This window comes from Streptomyces sp. STAM6 (assembly GCF_054963715.1).
Genome location: NZ_JBUEFZ010000003.1, coordinates 431,557 through 449,865 on the forward strand (window position 1 = coordinate 431,557; position 18,309 = coordinate 449,865).

Below are 18,309 nucleotides of genomic sequence, written 5' to 3' on the forward strand. Positions count from 1 at the left end.
CAGGGGCGCGTCCCTCGCTTAGCTTTGTAGGAGCCGAACGTCTCGCTCCATCCAGCGAATGGCGGTCGTGAGCGCAGTGCCCCGGCGCAGGCAACCCCTGCGGCACCGCTCCCCGCCCCTTCCGGCGCCTCGCAGATCCCTTTTGATCTCAAGGAGTCGATCACCATGGCCGCTGAGACCGCCCGCCGTCGCGTCCGCCACTCCGCCGCGCGCCCCACCGACACCGAGCGCAAGAATGCCGCCGCCGCCCTGCAGCGCGCTCTCGACCGCAGGGACAACGGCGGCTCCACGGGTCACTGACGTCCCGTCCTCCTGTCCGACCGTCCGCTCGGGCCGTCCGACCGTCCGCTCGGGCCGTCCGACCGTCCGACCGGAACACGAGCCGTCCATATGGTGGACCACCGGTGTCATGCACTGGGACGGAGAGTAGGGTGCCGACATGTCTCGCAGCATCAATCTCGCAGTGGTTCCCGGTGACGGCATCGGCCAGGAGGTCGTGACCCAGGGCCTCAAGGTCCTTCGCTCCGTTCTCCCGCAGGATGTGAAGCTGGAGACCAAGGAGTTCGACTTCGGTGCCCGGCGCTACCACGCCACCGGTGAGACCCTCACCGACGCCGACGTCGCGGCGCTCAAGCAGCACGACGCGATCCTGCTCGGCGCGATCGGCGACCCTTCGGTCCCGTCCGGCGTCCTGGAGCGCGGATTCCTGCTCAAGCTGCGCTTCCTCTTCGACCACCACGTCAACCTCCGCCCGAGCAAGCTGCTCCCGGGGGTCTCCACCCCGCTGGCCGGCCAGCCGGAGATCGACTTCGTCGTGGTCCGTGAGGGCACCGAGGGCCCGTACACCGGCAACGGCGGCTCCATCCGCACCGGCACCCCGCACGAGGTGGCCACCGAGGTCTCGGTCAACACCGCCTTCGGCGTCGAGCGCGTGGTCCGCGACGCCTTCGCCCGCGCCCAGGCCCGCCCGCGCAAGAAGCTCACCCTGGTCCACAAGAACAACGTGCTGACCTTCGCCGGTCACCTGTGGACCAACATCTTCAACAAGGTGGCCGAGGAGTACCCCGAGGTCACCACCGACTACCTGCACGTGGACGCGGCGACGATCTTCCTCGTCACGCAGCCCGAGCGGTTCGACGTGATCGTCACCGACAACCTCTTCGGCGACATCATCACCGACCTCGCCGCGGCCGTCTCCGGCGGCATCGGCGTCGCCGCCTCCGGCAACATCAACCCCGGCGGCGAGTTCCCGTCCATGTTCGAGCCGGTCCACGGCTCGGCGCCGGACATCGCGGGCCAGGGCAAGGCCGATCCGACCGCCACGGTCCTCTCCGTCGCCCTCATGCTGCGCCACCTCGGCTACGAGACCGAGGCGACCCGCATCGAGGACGCCGTCTCCGTGGATCTCGCGGAGCGCGGCGACTCGGTCCGCACGACGGACGAGATCGGCGACGCGCTCGCGGTACGAGTAGCGAGCTGACCCGCCGACTGAACCTTCTCTGAACACAGCCGCCGGGTCGCACACCGCACCCGGCGGCTTCTCCTGTGCGGCCGCGGGTGCCACCATCAACCCCTGGACCGCGGTCATGCCTTCCCCGTGCCCGCTTCCCGACTGTTTCGCGCACGGCGCCTCGCGGGCGATAATCGAACGCGGGGCCGCGGCATGCGGGAAAGCTCGGACGTCCTAGCAGTACTAGGCGTGGGCGCGGTCCGTCACAACCACACGGTGAAGGACAAAGCACTCATGACGACGCCCACGATCGAGCTCAAGCCCTCCTCGAACCCGCTGTCCGACGCGGAGCGCGAGGCGATCCTGGCCAACCCCGGGTTCGGCCGCCACTTCACCGACCACATGGTGACGATCAAGTGGACCGAGGGCCGGGGCTGGCACGACGCGCAGCTCACGCCGTACGCGCCGCTGGCGATGGACCCGGCGAACATGACCCTGCACTACGCGCAGGAGATCTTCGAGGGACTGAAGGCCTACCGCCGCCCCGACGGTTCCGTCGCCATGTTCCGCCCCGAGGCCAACGCCGAGCGCTTCCAGATCTCGGCGCGCCGTCTCGCCATGCCGGAGCTGCCGATCGAGACGTTCGTCGCGGCCTGCGACGCGCTGGTCCGGCAGGACGAGGCCTGGGTCCCGCCGCACGGTGGCGAGGAGTCGCTGTACCTGCGCCCCTTCATGATCGCCAATGAGATCGGGCTGGGCGTCCGCCCGGCCAACGAGTACCTCTTCATCGTGATCGCCTCGCCCGCCGGGGCGTACTTCCCCGGTGGCGTGAAGCCCGTCTCGATCTGGCTGTCCGAGGACCGCGTCCGCGCGGTCCCCGGCGGCATCGGCTTCGCCAAGACCGGCGGCAACTACGCCGCGTCGCTGCTCGCCCAGGCCGAGGCCGCCGAGAAGGGCTGTGACCAGGTCGCCTACCTCGACGCGGTCGAGCACAAGTGGGTCGAGGAGCTCGGCGGCATGAACCTGTACTTCGTGTACGGGAACAAGATCGTCACGCCCGAGCTGACGGGCTCGCTGCTGGCCGGCATCACCCGCGACTCGCTGCTCCGCCTCGCCAAGGACCTCGGCTACACGTCCGAGGAGGGCCGGATCTCCATCGACGACTGGCGGCGCGACAGCGAGAACGGCACCCTCACCGAGGTCTTCGCCTGCGGCACCGCCGCGGTCATCACGCCGGTCGGCGTGGTGAAGTCCCAGGGCGGCGAGTGGACCCAGTCCGACGGCAAGCCGGGCGAGGTCACGCTCAAGCTCCGCAAGGCGCTGCTGGACATCCAGACCGGCGCGGCGGAGGACGTCCACGGCTGGACGCACCGGATCGGCTGAACGCTCGCCGACATGCCCGGCCCCGGTCCGCGGAGCCGGGCATGTCCTGTGCGAGTCCCGCACACCCGCGGGCGCCGGCGGTCCTCCGCGGGGGTTCCCGGCCTGAAGGGAGCGCCCGCGCCCCCCGCTCGGGGGCGCGGGCGCTCCGGCGTGCCGCGCGTCAGGACGCGGCGGTCTCCGGCTCCGCGGCCGGGGCGGCGGTCCCGGCGGGCGCGGAAGCGGGTGCGGGGGCCGGGGTTCGGGAGCCGGGGGTGAGGGCCGCGTAGAGCACGCCGCCGACCAGGGCCGAGAGGATGAAGGAGCAGTCCACGCCGCCCGTGAGGGCGAGGAGCGGGCCTTCGTAGAGCGGGGTGGTGACGGCGGAGAGGCCCACCGCGGCACCCAGCGCCCACGCCGCGGTAGCGCGCACGTGCCAGCCCGCGGTGAACCAGTAGATGCCGCCCTTGGTGCGCCGGTTGTAGACCTGCAGCGCCTCGGGGTCGTAGGCGCCGCCGCAGCGGAAGTGGCCGATGAGGGTGATGACCGCCCACGGGGTGCCGATCGCCGTCAGCAGCAGGACGAACGACGTCATGGCGGACTGCGCGTCCCACGCGAAGTGGCCCAGGAAGACGAAGGCCGTGGCGACGACGGCGACCACCAGCGTCGCCCGGGTGCGGGTCGTCCGAGGCAGGATGGCGTCCAGGTCGAGACCCATCGAGTAGAGCATCAGCCCCGCGTTGCCGATCGATCCGGCGGTGGCGGCGAGCAGCAGCGGCGCCAGGTACCAGGCGGGTGAGGCGTCGACGAGCGGGCCCGCGTAGTCGAGGCCGGCCCGCGCGGACAGCGCCGTGAACGTGCCGAACAGCTGCGGCACCAGCAGGCCCAGGAAGAGCCCGGCGCAGGTGGCCCACCACACGGTGCGCGTGCTGTGGCGCTCGCGCGAGATGTAGCGGGTGTAGTCGCCGAGCAGCGTGATGAAGGCGATCGGGCCGCTGAGGCCCGCCGCGACGGCGGACAGCAGCCAGGTGGGCCAGAACGAGCCGAGCAGGTACGGGGTGTCCGGCGGCGGCGCGGTGGTGAAGTCGCCGGCGTACGCGACCAGGCCGATCGCGAGGAGCACGGTCATGCCGACGGCGAGTGCCCTGCTGAGCCTGAGCAGCAGCCGGTAGCCGTAGACGGCCCCGACGACGGTGCAACCGGCCAGCACCGCGTACACCAGGGCGTGGGTCGTGCCTCCGGTCGGCAGGCCGATGAGCCTGGCGAGCGTGCGGACCATGACGTCGCCGCCGATCCACAGCGTGAGTGCGGTGTAGCCCAGCGAGAGCAGCAGCCCGACCACGGACCCCACGAGCCGGCCCCGCACGCCGAAGAAGGCACCGCTCGACGTGGACAGATTGGTCGCGGTGCGCAGCGAGACGAGCGCGAGCGGCGCGGTCACCGCCACTCCGACGACCGTTCCGGCCAGGATCGAGGTGACCGCCGGCCACAGGCCGAGACCGAAGGAGACGGGCAGCCAGCCGAAGACGATCACGCCCAGGCACAGGTTCGACCCCAGCAGGATCGAGATGAGGTCTCGTGGTCCGCTGGTGCGTTCCGCTTCGGGGATGGTGTCGACTCCGCGCTGTTCTCTCTGCATGGGCGCTCCCTGCTCGCAGGTCCGTCAGCCGGTCCAGGCTCGGAGGCACTGGTTCCGCTTCTTTGAGTGTCGCTCTAAATGGAGCGGCGCTCAATGTGACTTACGCCGCGCACTCGCGTCAATGCTTCACGTCAATGAATCTTCTGGTTAGAGTGGTGCTCAAACAGGAGGTGTGGTGACGTGCGACTGACCCCCACGGAACGCGACCGGCTGCTGATCTTCGGCGCCGCCGAGCTCGCCCGGGCCCGCCGGGCCCGGGGCCTGAGGCTCAATGTGCCCGAGGCGACCGCCCTGATCGCGGACACCGTCTGCGAGGCGGCCCGCGACGGGCGCCGGCTCGCCGAGGCGATCGAGGCCGCGCGCTCGGTGCTCGGCCCGGACGACGTCCTGCCGGGAGTCGCGGACGTCGTGACCGAGGTGCACGTGGAAGCCGTCTTCGACGACGGCTCGCGGCTCGCGGTGGTCAGCGACCCGATCGGCGGCCCCGGCGGCGACGACGCCCCGGGCGCCCTGCTCCCCGGCCCCCTCCACGCCGAGCGGGAGCCCGCGATCACCCTGGCCGTGCGGAACACCGCCGCCGTGCCGGTCAGCGTCACCTCGCACTTCCACTTCTTCGAGGCCAACCCGCGCCTGCGGTTCGACCGCGCCGCCGCGTACGGCATGCGGCTGTGCATCCCGGCCGGCTCGTCCATGCGCTTCGACCCGGGCGGCGAAGCACGGGTCGGCCTCGTACCGATCGGCGGCGACCGGGTCGCGATCGGCTTCGCGGGCCTCGTCGACGGCCCGCTGGACGCGCCCGACGCGAAGGCGGAAGCACTGCGCAGGGCTGCGGCCTGCGGCTACCTGGGAGCGGAGGCCACGGAGTAATGGACCCCTACGAGTACGCATCGGTGCACGGCCCCCGCGCGGGCGACCGCGTCCGGCTCGGCGACTCCGGACTGACCGTCCGTGTCGAGTCCGACGCCCAGAAGCCCGGCGACGAGTTCCTCGCCGGCTTCGGCAAGACCGCCCGCGACGGACTGCACCTCAAGGCCGCCGCCGTCCGCGAGACCTGCGACGTCGTGATCAGCAACGTGCTTGTCATCGACGCCGTCCAGGGCATCCGCAAGGTCTCCGTCGGCATCCGCGAGGGCCGCATCCACGCCATCGGCCGCGCCGGCAACCCCGACACCCTCGACGGTGTCGACGTCGTCGTCGGCACCGGCACCTCGATCGTCTCCGGCGAGGGCCTGATCGCCACGGCCGGAGCCGTCGACACCCACGTCCACCTGCTGTCACCGCGCATCATGGAGGCCTCGCTCGCCTCCGGCGTCACCACGATCATCGGCCAGGAGTTCGGCCCGGTGTGGGGCGTCGGCGTGAACTCGCCCTGGGCCCTGCGCCACGCCTTCAACGCCTTCGACGCCTGGCCGGTCAACATCGGCTTCCTCGGCCGCGGTTCCTCCTCGGACGCCGCGCCGCTGGTGGAGGCGCTCGCCGAGGGCGGCGCGTCCGGCTTCAAGGTCCACGAGGACATGGGCGCCCACACCCGCGCCCTGGACACCGCACTGAGGGTGGCCGAGGAGCACGACGTCCAGGTCGCCCTGCACAGCGACGGCCTGAACGAGTGCCTGTCCGTCGAGGACACCCTCAGGGTGCTGGAGGGCCGGACCATCCACGCCTTCCACATCGAGGGCTGCGGCGGCGGGCACGTCCCCAACGTCCTGAAGATGGCGGGCGTCCCGAACGTCATCGGCTCGTCGACCAACCCCACCCTCCCCTTCGGGCGGGACGCGGTCGCCGAGCACTACGGGATGATCGTCTCCGTCCACGACCTGAAGACCGACCTGCCCGGCGACGCGGCCATGGCCCGCGACCGGATCAGGGAAGGCACGATGGGCGCGGAGGACGTCCTGCACGACCTCGGCGCGATCGGTATCACGTCGTCGGACGCGCAGGGCATGGGAAGGGCCGGCGAGACCGTACGCCGGACCTTCGCCATGGCCGGGAAGATGAAGGCCGAGCTGGGCCCGCTGGAGGGCGACGGGGACAACGACGACAACGCCCGCGTCCTGCGCTACATGGCCAAGCTCACCATCAACCCGGCGATCGCCCACGGCCTCGCGCACGAGGTCGGCTCGATCGAGGTCGGCAAGCTCGCCGACATCGTGCTGTGGCGGCCCGAGTTCTTCGGCGCCAAGCCTCAGCTCGTCCTCAAGTCCGGCTTCCCGGCGTACGGGGTCGTGGGCGACCCGAACGCGGCGACGGACACCTGCGAACCGCTCGTCCTGGGCCCGCAGTTCGGCGCTCACGGCGCGACCGCCGCGGACATCTCGGTCGCCTTCGTGTCCGGCGCGGCCGCCCAGCTCGGCGCCGACCGGATGCCCACGCGCCGCCGCCGGGTCGCCGTGCGCGGAACGCGCGGCATCGGACCCCGAGACCTGCTCCTCAACTCCCGTGTCGGAGAGGTCGCCGTGGACGGCCGCACCGGGCTCGTCACCCTCGACGGCGACCCGGTCCGCTCCGACCCGGCCGACTCCGTCTCCCTCAATCGCCTCTACTTCCTCTGAGGACACCCACTCCATGAGTACTTTCCGCATGCCCGCCGAATGGGCCCCGCACGAGCGCACCTGGATGGCCTGGCCCGGCCCCAACGCCACCTTCACCGATGACGAGGAACTGGCCGAGGCCCGCACGGCGTGGGCGTCCGTCGCCCGTGCCGTACACCGCTTCGAGCCCGTCACCGTCGTGCACGGGCCCGGCCAGGAGGCGTCCGCCCGGGAACTCCTCGGCCCCGGCATCGAACTGGTGGAGCGGGACCTCGACGACGCGTGGATGCGCGACATCGGGCCGACGTTCGTCACCGACGGCAGCCGGCTCGCCGCCGTGGACTGGGTCTTCAACGGCTGGGGTGGCGCCGACTGGGCCCGCTGGGAGCACGATTCCAAGATCGCCCGCCATGTCGCGGACCTCGCGGGTGTGCCGGTGCTGAGCAGCCCGCTCGTGAACGAGGGCGGCGCCATCCACGTCGACGGCGAGGGCACGGTGCTGCTCACCGACACCGTGCAGCTCGGCGCGGGCCGCAACCCCGAATGGACCCGCGAGCAGGTCGAGGCCGAGATACACGCCAAGCTGGGCACCAGCAAGGCGATCTGGCTGCCCCACGGCCTCACCGCCGACTACGGGATGTTCGGCACCCAGGGCCATGTCGACATCGTGGCCGCCTTCGCCAAGCCCGGCGTCGTGGTGGTCCACAGCCAGCAGAACCCCGCGCACCCGGACCACGAGCGCTCCCGGATGTACGTGAACCTCCTCCGCGGCCAGACCGACGCCCGTGGCCGCCGGCTGGAGGTCGTCGAGATCCCGGCCCCGACGGTCATCAAGGACGAGGAGGGCGACTGGGTCGACTACTCCTACATCAACCACTACATCTGCAACGGCGGTGTGGTGCTGTGCGGCTTCGACGACCCGAACGACGAGATCGCCGCGGGCATCTTCCGCCGGCTCTTCCCCGAGCGGACGGTGACGCTGGTGGACGCGCGCACGATCTTCGCGGGCGGCGGCGGCATCCACTGCATCACACAGCAGCAGCCGAGGATCTGAGACGCGGCTCCGAGCCCCGGGATCCCGGGCGGTCCGCCGCGGCGACCTGGAAGGATCGGGTACAACGTACGAGTGAACGAACCCCCTGTGACGCCCGCCGCGCGGCGGCGCCCCCGCAACACCGCGCCGCCCCGGGAAGAGGTCCTCGCCACCGCCATGGAGACCATCGCCGAGCGCGGGCTCGAAGGGCTCACCATGGCGGGGCTCGGCCGTGAGGTCGGGATGAGCAGCGGGCACCTGCTCTACTACTTCCGCACCAAGGACGAGCTCCTCCTCCAGACCCTGGAGTGGAGCGAGGGCCGCCTGGGCGCCGAGCGCAGCGCGCTGCTGTCCCGCCAGGCCCCGGTCCGCGAACGGCTCGCCGCGTACGTCGACCTGTACGTGCCCGACGGCCCCCGTGACCCGCACTGGACCCTGTGGCTGGAGGTCTGGAACCGCTCGCAGAACGCCGACGAGGACGCCCGCGCCCGCCAGGCCGCCATCGAGGGCGCCTGGCACCGCGACCTGGTCGCCCTCCTCGCCGAGGGCATCTCCCGCGGCGAACTCCGCCCCGTCGACCCGGACCGCTTCGCCGCGCGCCTGCGCGCCCTGCTCGACGGCTTCAGCGTCCACGTCGCGGTCGGCATACCGGGCACGGGCCGAGACCAGGTCCTGGCGCATGTGAAGGAATTCCTGGAGGACGTCCTGCTGCCCTGAACGGGGGCGGGCGGTGCGGGGTCAGCCGTAGGTGGCGGTGCTGCCGGTGCCGAGGGTCTGCTCCAGGCGCTGGTACATCAAGGCGAGGGCGTTTCTCGCGCGCTTGCGGATGTCCGCACTGTCCTGGGGCGGACCTTCGACCGTGGAGATGAGCACTGTCTCGCCGGCGCGCCCGGTGTACGAGACGTAGAGGTCCTTGCCCTCTGTGCCGTCGGTGTATGTGTAGACATAGGTGGCTTCTTCGGCCATCAGCTCATCGAACCCCTGTACCGCCGGCGCGGCCACCTCATGGACACCGTCCCACCGAACCTCGTTGCCGGTCTGGTTCGGGCAGTTGGAAATCGCGCGCTTGAGGTCCGCCACGTACGTCCGGGCGGTCGCCGCGTTTCCGTACACGCGTACTTCGGAAACTGCCTGCGTCTCCCTTTCCGGGGTCGCGGAACCGCGCTGCAGTGAGGCAAGGGTGCCCGCCCTCGAAGGGCGCGCGGTCACCGAACAGTCCGGCGCCGGCACGAATTCGTCACTGGGAGCTTCATACGGGTCGTTCTTCGTGAAGCCCGCCCCCCAGTCCTCCGGCACCAGTGCCACCCGCTGGGCGACCTGCCGGGCCTCCGCCGCCGTGGCCACCGTCCGCCGCGTGGTTGATGGGGACGTGGCTTCCCCATCGCCGTCGTCGCCCCCCATCACCACGATCAGGACGACGACGAGCCCGATCACGACGACCGCCGCGCCGACGATCAGGGCGATGAGGCGCCGGGACCTGCCCGGCTTGGGGCCGGGGGCGCCGGCCGGCTGGGGACGGTCGCCGCCAGAGCCGCCGCCCCCGCTGGGTGGGGGAGGACGGAGCGGGCCACTGGGTGGGCCGGAGGTGGGCCCCGAAGGTGGGGGTGGTGTGTTCATAGGGGCCAGTTACCACCGCGCTGACGCCCGCATCGTGAGACCGCTGTCCAATCACCCGTCCAGATGTGGCAAACTGCCCACGTGCTTGCTACCGCCATGATTATGGACAGCAGCGCGCCGGTCCGCAGTGACCGCTGAGACCACGGCAGAATCCCCGTGGCAGCGGACACCGTGCCCCAGACCCGCGCGCAGACCTCTCGCACCCGCGAGGGGTTTTTTCGTTTTCCGGCACCACCCCGGCGGAAGGCGAGCGGCGCGCGATGATGGGGGCAGTGGATCCACGTCGTCCCGGAGCCACATCCGACAGGAGCCATCACAGTCATGACCACGGAGACCGACAGCCATCCCGTCGACGACGGGTTCCATGTCTTCGACACCACGCTGCGCGACGGCGCCCAGCGTGAGGGAATCAATCTCACCGTCGCCGACAAGCTGACCATCGCCCGGCACCTGGACGACTTCGGCGTGGGGTTCATCGAGGGCGGCTGGCCGGGGGCCAACCCGCGTGACACCGAGTTCTTCGCTCGCGCGCGGCAGGAGATCACGTTCAAGAACGCGCAGCTCGTGGCGTTCGGGGCGACCCGCCGCGCCGGCGCGACGGCCGCCGAGGACCCCCAGGTCAAGGCGCTGCTGGCATCCGGTGCGCCGGTGATCACGCTCGTCGCGAAGTCGCACGACCGGCATGTCGAGCTGGCTCTGCGCACCACTCTGGACGAGAACCTGGCGATGGTCGCCGACACCGTCTCGTACCTGCGCGAGCAGGGCCGTCGGGTCTTCGTGGACTGCGAGCACTTCTTCGACGGCTACAAGGCGAACCCGGAGTACGCCAAGTCCGTCGTGCGCACCGCGCACGAGGCGGGCGCCGATGTCGTCATCCTCTGCGACACCAATGGCGGCATGCTCCCCGCCCAGATCCAGGCCGTGGTCTCCACCGTCCTCGCCGACACCGGCGCCCGCCTCGGCATCCACGCGCAGGACGACACCGGCTGTGCCGTCGCCAACACCCTCGCCGCGGTGGACGCGGGCGCCACGCACGTGCAGTGCACGGCGAACGGGTACGGCGAGCGCGTCGGCAACGCGAACCTCTTCCCCGTCGTCGCCGCGCTCGAGCTCAAGTACGGCAAACGGGTCCTGCCCGACGGCGCCCTGGCCGAGATGACCCGCATCTCGCACGCCATCGCCGAGGTGGTCAATCTGACCCCCTCCACCCACCAGCCGTACGTCGGTGTCTCCGCCTTCGCCCACAAGGCGGGCCTCCACGCCTCCGCGATCAAGGTCGACCCGGACCTGTACCAGCACATCGACCCTGAGCGGGTCGGCAACACCATGCGGATGCTGGTCTCCGACATGGCCGGCCGCGCCTCCATCGAGCTCAAGGGCAAGGAGCTCGGCATCGACCTGGGCGGCGACCGGGAGCTGGTCGGCCGGGTCGTCGAGCGCGTGAAGGAGCGCGAGCTCAGGGGCTACACCTACGAGGCCGCCGACGCCTCCTTCGAGCTGCTGCTGCGCGAGCTCGCCGACGGCCGCGCCCGCCGGTACTTCCGCGTCGAGTCCTGGCGGGCCATCGTCGAGGACCGCCCGGACGGCACGCACGCCAACGAGGCGACCGTGAAGCTGTGGGCCAAGGGCGAGCGCATCGTCGCCACCGCCGAGGGCAACGGCCCGGTCAACGCCCTCGACCGGGCGCTGCTGGCCGGCCTGGAGCGGATCTACCCGCAGCTCGCCAAGTTCGAGCTGATCGACTACAAGGTGCGCATCCTCGAAGGCCGGCACGGCACCGAGTCCACCACCCGCGTACTGATCACCACCGGCGACGGCAACGCCGAGTGGTCGACGGTCGGTGTCGGCGAGAACGTCATCGCGGCGTCCTGGCAGGCGCTGGAGGACGCGTACACCTACGGGCTCCTGCGGGCGGGGATCGAACCCACGGAGTAGCCGTGGAGTAGCCACGGAGTGACCCCTGCGGCATCCCGGCCAGGAAGCCCCGAACGAACCCTCCGAACTGGTCCTATTTGACCCCTTTTGGGGTAGCGTCAAGGTATGAGGACCAGGCCGTTCTTCCTCCTGTCGGCCCTCGCGGGGCTGGTCGTACTGCTGCTCCTGGCCCTGGCCCCCGGCGCGGGGGCCAGGGCCACGGGGACGGAGGACGCGGCCGCGGCCCTGAAGAAGGGCCCGGTGTACGTGCACCCCGACGCGGCACGTGAGCTGCCCAGGATCGACGCGGACGCACTCGCCCAGAAGATCAGGGACGCCGACAAGCCGATCTTCGTGGCGGTCCTGCCGGCGAGCGAGGAGTTCCCGCCGGACAATCTGCTGCGCAATCTCCGTACCGAGACCGGCGTGACCGGGGTGTACGCCGTACGGCTCGGTGACGGCTTCAACGCGGGTGCCGACCGGTCCGTGATGTCGAACGCGGCTGTGCAGAACATCGTGTCCGCGGTGCGCCAGCCGGACGTGGACGCGACGACCGAGCTGAACAACTTCGTCGACCAGGCCATCCCGGTGGCGCGCGGCTCCGCCCCGAGCTCCTGGGCGGGCGTCCCCGACGACGGCGGCGCCCCGGTCGCCGGGCTGATCATGCTCGGCGCGGTGGCGGTCGCGGGCGGCGCGGCCGCGTACACGACCGTCCACCGCAAGCGGCGCCGGAAGGTCGAGGAGGAGCGGGAGGCCCTGGAGAAGCTCCGTGTCGTGGTGGACGAGGACATCACCGCCTACGGTGAGGAGCTGGACCGGCTCGACTTCCACCCCGGCGAGAAGGGCGCGGACGACGCGATGCGCGGCGACTACGAGCGTGCCCTCGACTCCTACGAAAAGGCCAAGTCCCTCATGGCCGGGGCCCAGCACCCCCATGACGTCAGGGGCGTGACCGAGGCCCTTGAGGACGGCCGTTGGTCGCTGGCCGTCCTCGCCGCCCGCCGCGAGGGCCGCCCGCTTCCCGAGCGGCGGGCACCTTGCTTCTTCGACCCGCGCCACGGTCCGGCGGCCACCGAGACCGAGTGGGCCCCGGCCGGCGGCGCCGCCCGCCAGGTCCCGGTCTGCGCGGCCGACGCGGCACGCCTGGCCGAGGGCCAGGACCCGATGACCCGCACGGTCGAGACGGAGTACGGACGCAGGCCCTACTGGGAGGCGGGCCCGGTGTACGGCCCCTGGGCCGGAGGGTACTTCGGCGGCGGCCTCCTGCCCGGCCTGCTGATGGGCACCATGCTCGGCTCGATGCTCTCCACCCCGGCCTACGCCTCCGAATACGGCGGCGAGGGCTTCGAGGGCGGTGACTTCTCCGGCGCCGACTTCTCCGGCTCCGACTTCGGCGGAGGCGGCTGGGGCGGTGGCGGCGACTGGGGCGGCGGAGGCGATTTCGGCGGCGGAGGCTTCTGATTCCTCCCGCGCCCTCCTGGAGGCCCCGACCCATCCCCTCCGGTCGGGGCCTTCCCTCGGGCCGCCGGTGAACCGGCCCGCAGGGTGAGGGCCCATGAAGCCCCTGATGCCCCTGGGGACCCTGGCACTCATGAAGTCCGATACGAGTGTGCGGGGCCCGTTGGGGTCCCGCCGTTGGGGTCCCGCCGTTGGGGACAAGACGGACGCATCGGGGGTTACCCAGCGAACCGCCCTTGTCTGACAAGGTGTTAACGGGAATCGATCGCTCCGGCACCCCTTTCATCCTCCTGATGGCTGGATATGATCGGCCCTCATGACTCCCAGCGAACGTGAGGGCCGAGTCGCGCCCCCGACGAGCCGTCGCCGGCGGCGTGCTGTGCGGCTGCGCACTCTGCTCATCTGGCTGGCGGTGGTGCCCACCGTGGCGATGGGCGTCCAAGCGGTCGCCACGGCCGACCGGTTGCTGGAGCAGTCCGATCACCTGCGCGCCGACGTCGCGGCCGCCGAACGAATCGGCATACCCCTGTACCGGCTCATGGTCGCGATGCAGGACGAGCGGACCAGCACCGCCAAGCACTGGTCCAACCCCAAGCTGTCCGAGAACGACCTGCGGAAGACGCGCACCGCCACCGACCGTGCCCTGGCCGAATTCCGTACCTCCGTGGTCGGCGGTCCGGCGAGCGTGGGACAGGCCGACCGGTACCTCGCCGAGGTCGGCAACCGCCTCGACGACCTCGACGCCCAGCGCGACCGCGCCGACGTCCGCACGGGCACCGCCGACCAGGCCATCGACTACTACAGCGGCGTGGTCAGCCAGATGATCTACGTCTTCCAGGAGTTCGGCCACGTCGATGACGCCGGGCTCACCCATGAGAGCCGCCTCACCGTCGCGCTGTTCTCGGCCTCGGAGATGCTCGCCCGCGAGGACACCATCCTCGCCTCGGCCGGACCGTCCCGCGAGCTCACCGCCTACCGCTTCGCCCAGTTCACGAACGCCGTCGGCGCCCACCGGTACCTCTTCGACACCTGGATCGTCCCGTACCTCAACGACGAGGACCGCGTGGCCTACGACCGGATCGCCGGCTCCGCCGCCTGGGAGACCAAGACCCTCGTCGAGAACGCCGTCATGTCCCACCACGAGGACGTCGACCTCCGTGTGGCCCTCCCGCGCGACGTGAAGGTCTGGCCCGCCGCGCGGAAGACGTTCGCCGCGGAGCTGACCGCCCTCAACGCCGAGCAGGCGCGCGACGTCATCGCCCGCGCCGCCGACCGGGCCGACCAGCTCCGTACCGAGGTCGCCTGGCTGATCGCCCGCTACGTCATGGCGCTGCTCGTCGTCGCGGCCGTCGTCGTCTTCACCGCCCGCACCGTCTTCCGCCGTCTGGACCGCCTGCACCGGCGCACGGTGACACTCGCCGAGAAGACCCTGCCGCAGGTCGTGGACCGCCTGCAGCGCGGGGAGCCCGTCGACCACGGGACGCTGCCCAGGGTCACCGGCGACCGTGACGAAGTCGGGCGTATCAGCGACGCGTTCGCCCGGGTCGTCGCCGTCTCCGTGGACGGCCACCGCAGGCTCGCCGAGGAGCGCGACGGCTTCAGCATGTTCGCCGCGGGCATCGCCTCCCGCACCGGCAACCTGGTCACCCGCCAGCTCAGCCTGACCGAGGAGCTCGAAGAGACCTTCGGCCACGACACCACGCTCCTGCCGCAGCTGATGAAGTCCGACCAGCTCACGGTCGGCATGCGGCGGCAGATCGAGAACCTTCTGATCCTCGCGGGCGGCGAGATCCCCGACCCCCACACCGAGCCCCTGCGCATCGCCGACGTGCTGCGCGAGGCGGCCTCCGAGGTCGAGGACTTCCGGCGCATCGAGCGCGTCGCGCTCGACGAGATCAGCGTCGAAGCCGGTGTGATCAGTCAGATCAGCCATCTGCTCGCCGAACTCCTCGACAACGCCACCCGCTTCTCCCCGCCCCGCTCCAAGGTCGTCATCCGGGCCGAGCTGGTCGCGGACGGCCTGTCCGTGGAGGTGGAGGACCGCGGTCCTCGCGTCGCCCCCGAGCGGTACGAGGAGATGAACGCCCGCCTGCACTCCGCCCCGCCGTACTCCGTCCTCGCCGAGAACGCCCACCGGCTCGGTCTCTTCGTGGTCGGCCACCTCGCCGACCAGCTCGAAGCCCGCGTCACCCTGCGCAGCTCGGCCTTCGGCGGCACCTCCGCCGTCGTGATCATCCCGGAGAGCCACCTCGTCCGGACGGAGGTGGGAACCCCGGCCCCTGCGGTCACCCCGGCCCCGGCCCCGGCCCCGGCCCCGGCGCCTGCCCCTGCCCCGGCTCCCGTCTCCGTACCAGCCGCTGCCCCGGTCTCCGCCCCGGCCTTCGGCCCGGTCTCCTCCCCACTGTCCGAGCGGGTGCCGGAGCAGATGCCCGCCCCGGCGTCCGAGCGCGTGCCCGTCGCTCCCCTTCCGGCACCCGCCCTCAGCGACGATCCGGCGCGCGAACACGCCCCCGCGGCCGGGCCGGCCGCCCCCACCGCACCGTACGGGCTTCCCCAGCGGCGCCCGGGCACGGCGGCGGACGCCATCCGGCCGACACCGATCCGTTCCCTCTCCCCGGAACCGGACCGCGGCTCGCTGCCGTCTCTGCCCGAGCGCGTCCCGCAGACCCACATGGCCCCGCAGCTCCTCGTGCCCCGCGCACCGGAACCGCCGCCGGCCGGGAACCAGGACGACGCGACGCCCGAAGAGGTCGCCGACGCCTGGGCGGACTACGAGCACGGCACCGCAACCGCAGAACAAGAAGAGCTCCGACAGGACCAGCCATGACGACAGCATCGAACGACGTGATCTACAGCATCCTGGACAACAACCTGAGCAGGATCGCCGGCATTCAGGGAGCCGTACTCCTCTCCAACGACGGCATCAAGCTCAGCGCCTACATGCTGGAACGCGACCAGGCCGAGCGCGTGGCCGCGGCGTCGTCCGGCATCGCCGCCACGATGAAGGCGATATCCCGGGAGGTCGGCGGCGGCCGTGTCATCCGCCAGCTCGTCGAGATGGACGACCGTTATCTCTGCATCGTCGGCTGCGGCGAGGGCAGCACCCTCATCGTCGTGACCTCGCGCAAGGCCCGCCTCGGCGAGCTCGGCGGCGAAGCGGTACGGGCCTCCCAGGCGCTCGGCGAATGGCTGGGCACCCCCGAGCGCGCCGCGCTGCACCAGTCGTAATGACGGATCAGCGGCCCGGAAGGGGCCGCCGTACGCGGCTGTACGTCCTGACCGACGGACGTACGGCCGCTCCCCGCGCCGTCCTGACGATGGACACGGTGATCACGGCGACGGTCGACCCGGACGCCGACGGCAGCCTCCCCACCGAGTGGCGGACCATCCTCGCCATGTGCCGGCCCCCGGACGGACGGGCGGTCGCCGAGATCGCCGCCCGGATGCGCATGCGGCTCACCCCCATGGCCGTCCTCCTCGGCGAACTCGCGGACCGCGGCCTGATCCACCACCGGCCACCCCTCGACGAGACCGAGACCACCAACGTCCACCTGCTCACAAGAATCAGGGACAGCCTTGCCCGCATATGACACCGCCGAGGGACAGTCCCCCGTCAAGATCCTCGTCGCTGGGGGATTCGGCGTCGGAAAGACGACCCTGGTCCAGTCGGTCTCCGAGATCGAGCCGCTGCGCACGGAGGAACTCCTGACCGCGGCGGGCGTCGGCGTCGACGACCTCGACGGCATCGAGTCCAAGACGGTGACCACCGTGGCGATGGACTTCGGCCGGATCACCCTCACCGACGCGGGAGTCGTGCTCTACCTGTTCGGCACGCCCGGCCAGGAGCGTTTCTGGTTCATGTGGGACGACCTGCTGCGGGGCGCGCTCGGCGCGATCGTGCTGGTCGACACACGGCGCCTGGACCGCAGCTTCGCGGCCGTCGACTTCTTCGAGAACCGCGGGCTGCCCTTCGTCGTCGGCGCCAACTGCTTCAACGGCGAGCAGCCCTACACGGCCGACCAGATCCGCGCCGCCCTGCACCTCAGCGACCCGAACACGCCCATCCTGATGCTGGACGCCCGCCGACGGGACGACGTCCGGGGAGCCCTGCTGGCGCTGCTCGACCAGCTCATCGCCAAGGCGCGGGTGGTCACCGCTCCCGCGTGACGAAGGCGGACCAGGCCTCGGGGGAGAGGGTGAGGACGGGACCGCCGTCGACCTTGGAGTCCCGGACGTGCACGGCGGCGGGGTGGGCGGCGACCTCGACGCAGTCGCCGCCCTCGTCGCCGCTGTAGCTGGACTTGCGCCAGTCGTAGGCGACTTCGACGCAGTTGCCGCCCTCGTCGCCGCTGTAGCTGGACTTGAACCAGGTCAGTGATGCGGATGTCATGACTCTCCTGCCAGATGGTCCAGCAGGCCCATGCTCTCCTCGGGGGTCAGGGCCTGTGAACGCAGCATCCCATATTTCTGGTGGAGGACACTGACCTCGTCGGGGTCGTCGACGAGGAAGCTGACACGCTGGCCTTCGATGTAAGCCAATTGCTCGTGCTCGGGGGTCTCCAGCAACACCATTGGCCCGTTGAGACCCGCGTGTCGCTCCCGCGCCGTCGGCATGATCTGGATGCCCATGAAGGGGAGTTCGGCGCAGCGGCGCAGATGACGGATCTGGTCGCGCAGGACCGCTCGTCCTCCGATGGGCCGATGCAAAATGACCTCCTCGATGAGGAAGTTCATCATCGGTGGCCAGGGCTTCCGGTCGAAGAGCTTGCGCCTGTCGAGCCGCGCCGAGAGCCGTTCCTCGGCGTCCTCCCCGCTGATCGGCGGGAAAAGGCATCCGAAGACGGCCGCCGCATAGTCCTCGGTCTGGAGCTGGCCAGGGACGACATGGTTCTCGTACGAGAGCAGCGTCAGCGCCTGCTGCTCGTGATCGATGAAGTCCCGCGCGAACGCCGGGTATCTCTCCCGCTCCGGCACCCGAGCCACCCCCGCCGCCAGCACACCCCGCCCGCCCAGCACCTGGTCCAACTGCTCGGCGAGGTCGTACTTGAGCGGTCTGCGGCCCTGCTCGATGGAGGCGATCGTCTCCTGGTGGATGCAGACCCGCTCGGCGAGCTCGGGCTGCGTGAGCCCCGCCGCTCTGCGGAGCTGGCCGAGTTGGGCACCGATGAGGTGCCACGTGGCGTTCTTCTTGGGCTTGCTCGATGGGTGCATGGTCGCCCTCTTCCCACCCCGCGGAGTACCTGACCCGTCACGACCCGTACAACCGATTTGTACGGCCTGACGCAGTGGATCACTCTAGTCACGCAGGGTG

17 protein-coding genes are annotated in these 18,309 nt (G+C 71.1%); 13 read left to right on the forward strand and 4 right to left on the reverse strand.

Annotated features, from left to right (window positions below; translation table 11 throughout):
- The first annotated feature begins 165 nt into the window (after positions 1-165).
- From ACY34K_RS06670 to ACY34K_RS06680, 3 genes are all read left to right on the forward strand, one after another.
- Entirely contained in the window at positions 166-300 is a 135-nt protein-coding gene (locus ACY34K_RS06670) for a hypothetical protein (RefSeq protein ID WP_462744711.1), read from the forward strand.
- Positions 301-439: 139 nt separating this feature from the next.
- The gene (locus ACY34K_RS06675; protein ID WP_462744713.1) at positions 440-1,480 is read left to right on the forward strand and encodes a 3-isopropylmalate dehydrogenase; all 1,041 of its coding nucleotides are present in this window, start codon (positions 440-442) and stop codon (positions 1,478-1,480) included.
- Between the two features lie 264 nt (positions 1,481-1,744).
- Entirely contained in the window at positions 1,745-2,833 is a 1,089-nt protein-coding gene (locus tag ACY34K_RS06680) for a branched-chain amino acid aminotransferase (protein ID WP_462744714.1), read from the forward strand.
- Positions 2,834-2,993: 160 nt separating this feature from the next.
- Here ACY34K_RS06680 and ACY34K_RS06685 read toward each other — a convergent pair whose 3' ends face one another.
- Positions 2,994-4,448, reverse strand: coding sequence for a cytosine permease (locus ACY34K_RS06685; RefSeq protein WP_462744716.1), 1,455 nt, complete (start codon positions 4,446-4,448; stop codon positions 2,994-2,996).
- 180 nt (positions 4,449-4,628) lie between these two features.
- On the opposite strand from ACY34K_RS06685, the gene ureA reads away from it, so the two are divergent.
- The 4 genes from ureA (at position 4,629) to ACY34K_RS06705 (ending at position 8,726) form a co-directional block, all read left to right on the forward strand.
- The gene (gene ureA / locus ACY34K_RS06690) at positions 4,629-5,315 is read left to right on the forward strand and encodes an urease subunit gamma (protein ID WP_462744718.1); all 687 of its coding nucleotides are present in this window, start codon (positions 4,629-4,631) and stop codon (positions 5,313-5,315) included.
- Positions 5,315-6,997: an urease subunit alpha gene (locus ACY34K_RS06695; RefSeq protein WP_462744720.1), complete on the forward strand. Its 1,683-nt coding sequence runs from the start codon at positions 5,315-5,317 to the stop codon at positions 6,995-6,997. Before ureA ends, ACY34K_RS06695 begins: the two co-directional genes overlap by 1 nt.
- A 13-nt stretch (positions 6,998-7,010) precedes the next feature.
- Entirely contained in the window at positions 7,011-8,030 is a 1,020-nt protein-coding gene (locus ACY34K_RS06700; RefSeq protein WP_462744722.1) for an agmatine deiminase family protein, read from the forward strand.
- A gap of 156 nt (positions 8,031-8,186) precedes the next feature.
- Positions 8,187-8,726 carry a TetR/AcrR family transcriptional regulator gene (locus ACY34K_RS06705; RefSeq protein WP_462744806.1) on the forward strand — a complete coding sequence of 180 codons (540 nt, stop codon included), beginning with the start codon at positions 8,187-8,189 and terminating at the stop codon, positions 8,724-8,726.
- A gap of 21 nt (positions 8,727-8,747) precedes the next feature.
- On the opposite strand, the gene ACY34K_RS06710 is transcribed toward ACY34K_RS06705, so the two are convergent.
- Complete coding sequence (locus ACY34K_RS06710; RefSeq protein WP_462744724.1) at positions 8,748-9,443, reverse strand: hypothetical protein; 696 nt, start codon at positions 9,441-9,443, stop codon at positions 8,748-8,750.
- A gap of 504 nt (positions 9,444-9,947) precedes the next feature.
- On the opposite strand from ACY34K_RS06710, the gene cimA reads away from it, so the two are divergent.
- The 6 genes from cimA (at position 9,948) to ACY34K_RS06740 (ending at position 17,165) form a co-directional block, all read left to right on the forward strand.
- Positions 9,948-11,561, forward strand: a complete 1,614-nt coding sequence (gene cimA, locus ACY34K_RS06715) for a citramalate synthase (RefSeq protein WP_462744726.1) — start codon at positions 9,948-9,950, stop codon at positions 11,559-11,561.
- Positions 11,562-11,666: 105 nt separating this feature from the next.
- Positions 11,667-13,001, forward strand: a complete 1,335-nt coding sequence (locus tag ACY34K_RS06720; RefSeq protein WP_462744728.1) for a hypothetical protein — start codon at positions 11,667-11,669, stop codon at positions 12,999-13,001.
- A gap of 313 nt (positions 13,002-13,314) precedes the next feature.
- Positions 13,315-15,825: a sensor histidine kinase gene (locus ACY34K_RS06725; RefSeq protein ID WP_462744730.1), complete on the forward strand. Its 2,511-nt coding sequence runs from the start codon at positions 13,315-13,317 to the stop codon at positions 15,823-15,825.
- Positions 15,822-16,226: a roadblock/LC7 domain-containing protein gene (locus ACY34K_RS06730; RefSeq protein WP_462744732.1), complete on the forward strand. Its 405-nt coding sequence runs from the start codon at positions 15,822-15,824 to the stop codon at positions 16,224-16,226. The genes ACY34K_RS06725 and ACY34K_RS06730 overlap by 4 nt, the downstream gene beginning before the upstream one ends.
- Positions 16,226-16,588 (forward strand): DUF742 domain-containing protein, encoded by a 363-nt coding sequence (locus ACY34K_RS06735; protein WP_462744734.1) that lies wholly within the window; start codon positions 16,226-16,228, stop codon positions 16,586-16,588. The genes ACY34K_RS06730 and ACY34K_RS06735 overlap by 1 nt, the downstream gene beginning before the upstream one ends.
- Entirely contained in the window at positions 16,575-17,165 is a 591-nt protein-coding gene (locus ACY34K_RS06740) for a GTP-binding protein (RefSeq protein WP_462744736.1), read from the forward strand. The genes ACY34K_RS06735 and ACY34K_RS06740 overlap by 14 nt, the downstream gene beginning before the upstream one ends.
- Here the strand turns inward: ACY34K_RS06740 and ACY34K_RS06745 are convergent.
- On the reverse strand, positions 17,149-17,388 hold the full coding sequence (locus ACY34K_RS06745; protein ID WP_462744738.1) for a DUF397 domain-containing protein: 240 nt from the start codon (positions 17,386-17,388) through the stop codon (positions 17,149-17,151). The two genes, ACY34K_RS06740 and ACY34K_RS06745, sit on opposite strands and share 17 nt — an antisense overlap.
- Positions 17,385-18,209 carry a helix-turn-helix domain-containing protein gene (locus ACY34K_RS06750; RefSeq protein ID WP_462744740.1) on the reverse strand — a complete coding sequence of 275 codons (825 nt, stop codon included), beginning with the start codon at positions 18,207-18,209 and terminating at the stop codon, positions 17,385-17,387. Before ACY34K_RS06750 ends, ACY34K_RS06745 begins: the two co-directional genes overlap by 4 nt.
- Between the last annotated feature and the right edge of the window lie 100 nt (positions 18,210-18,309).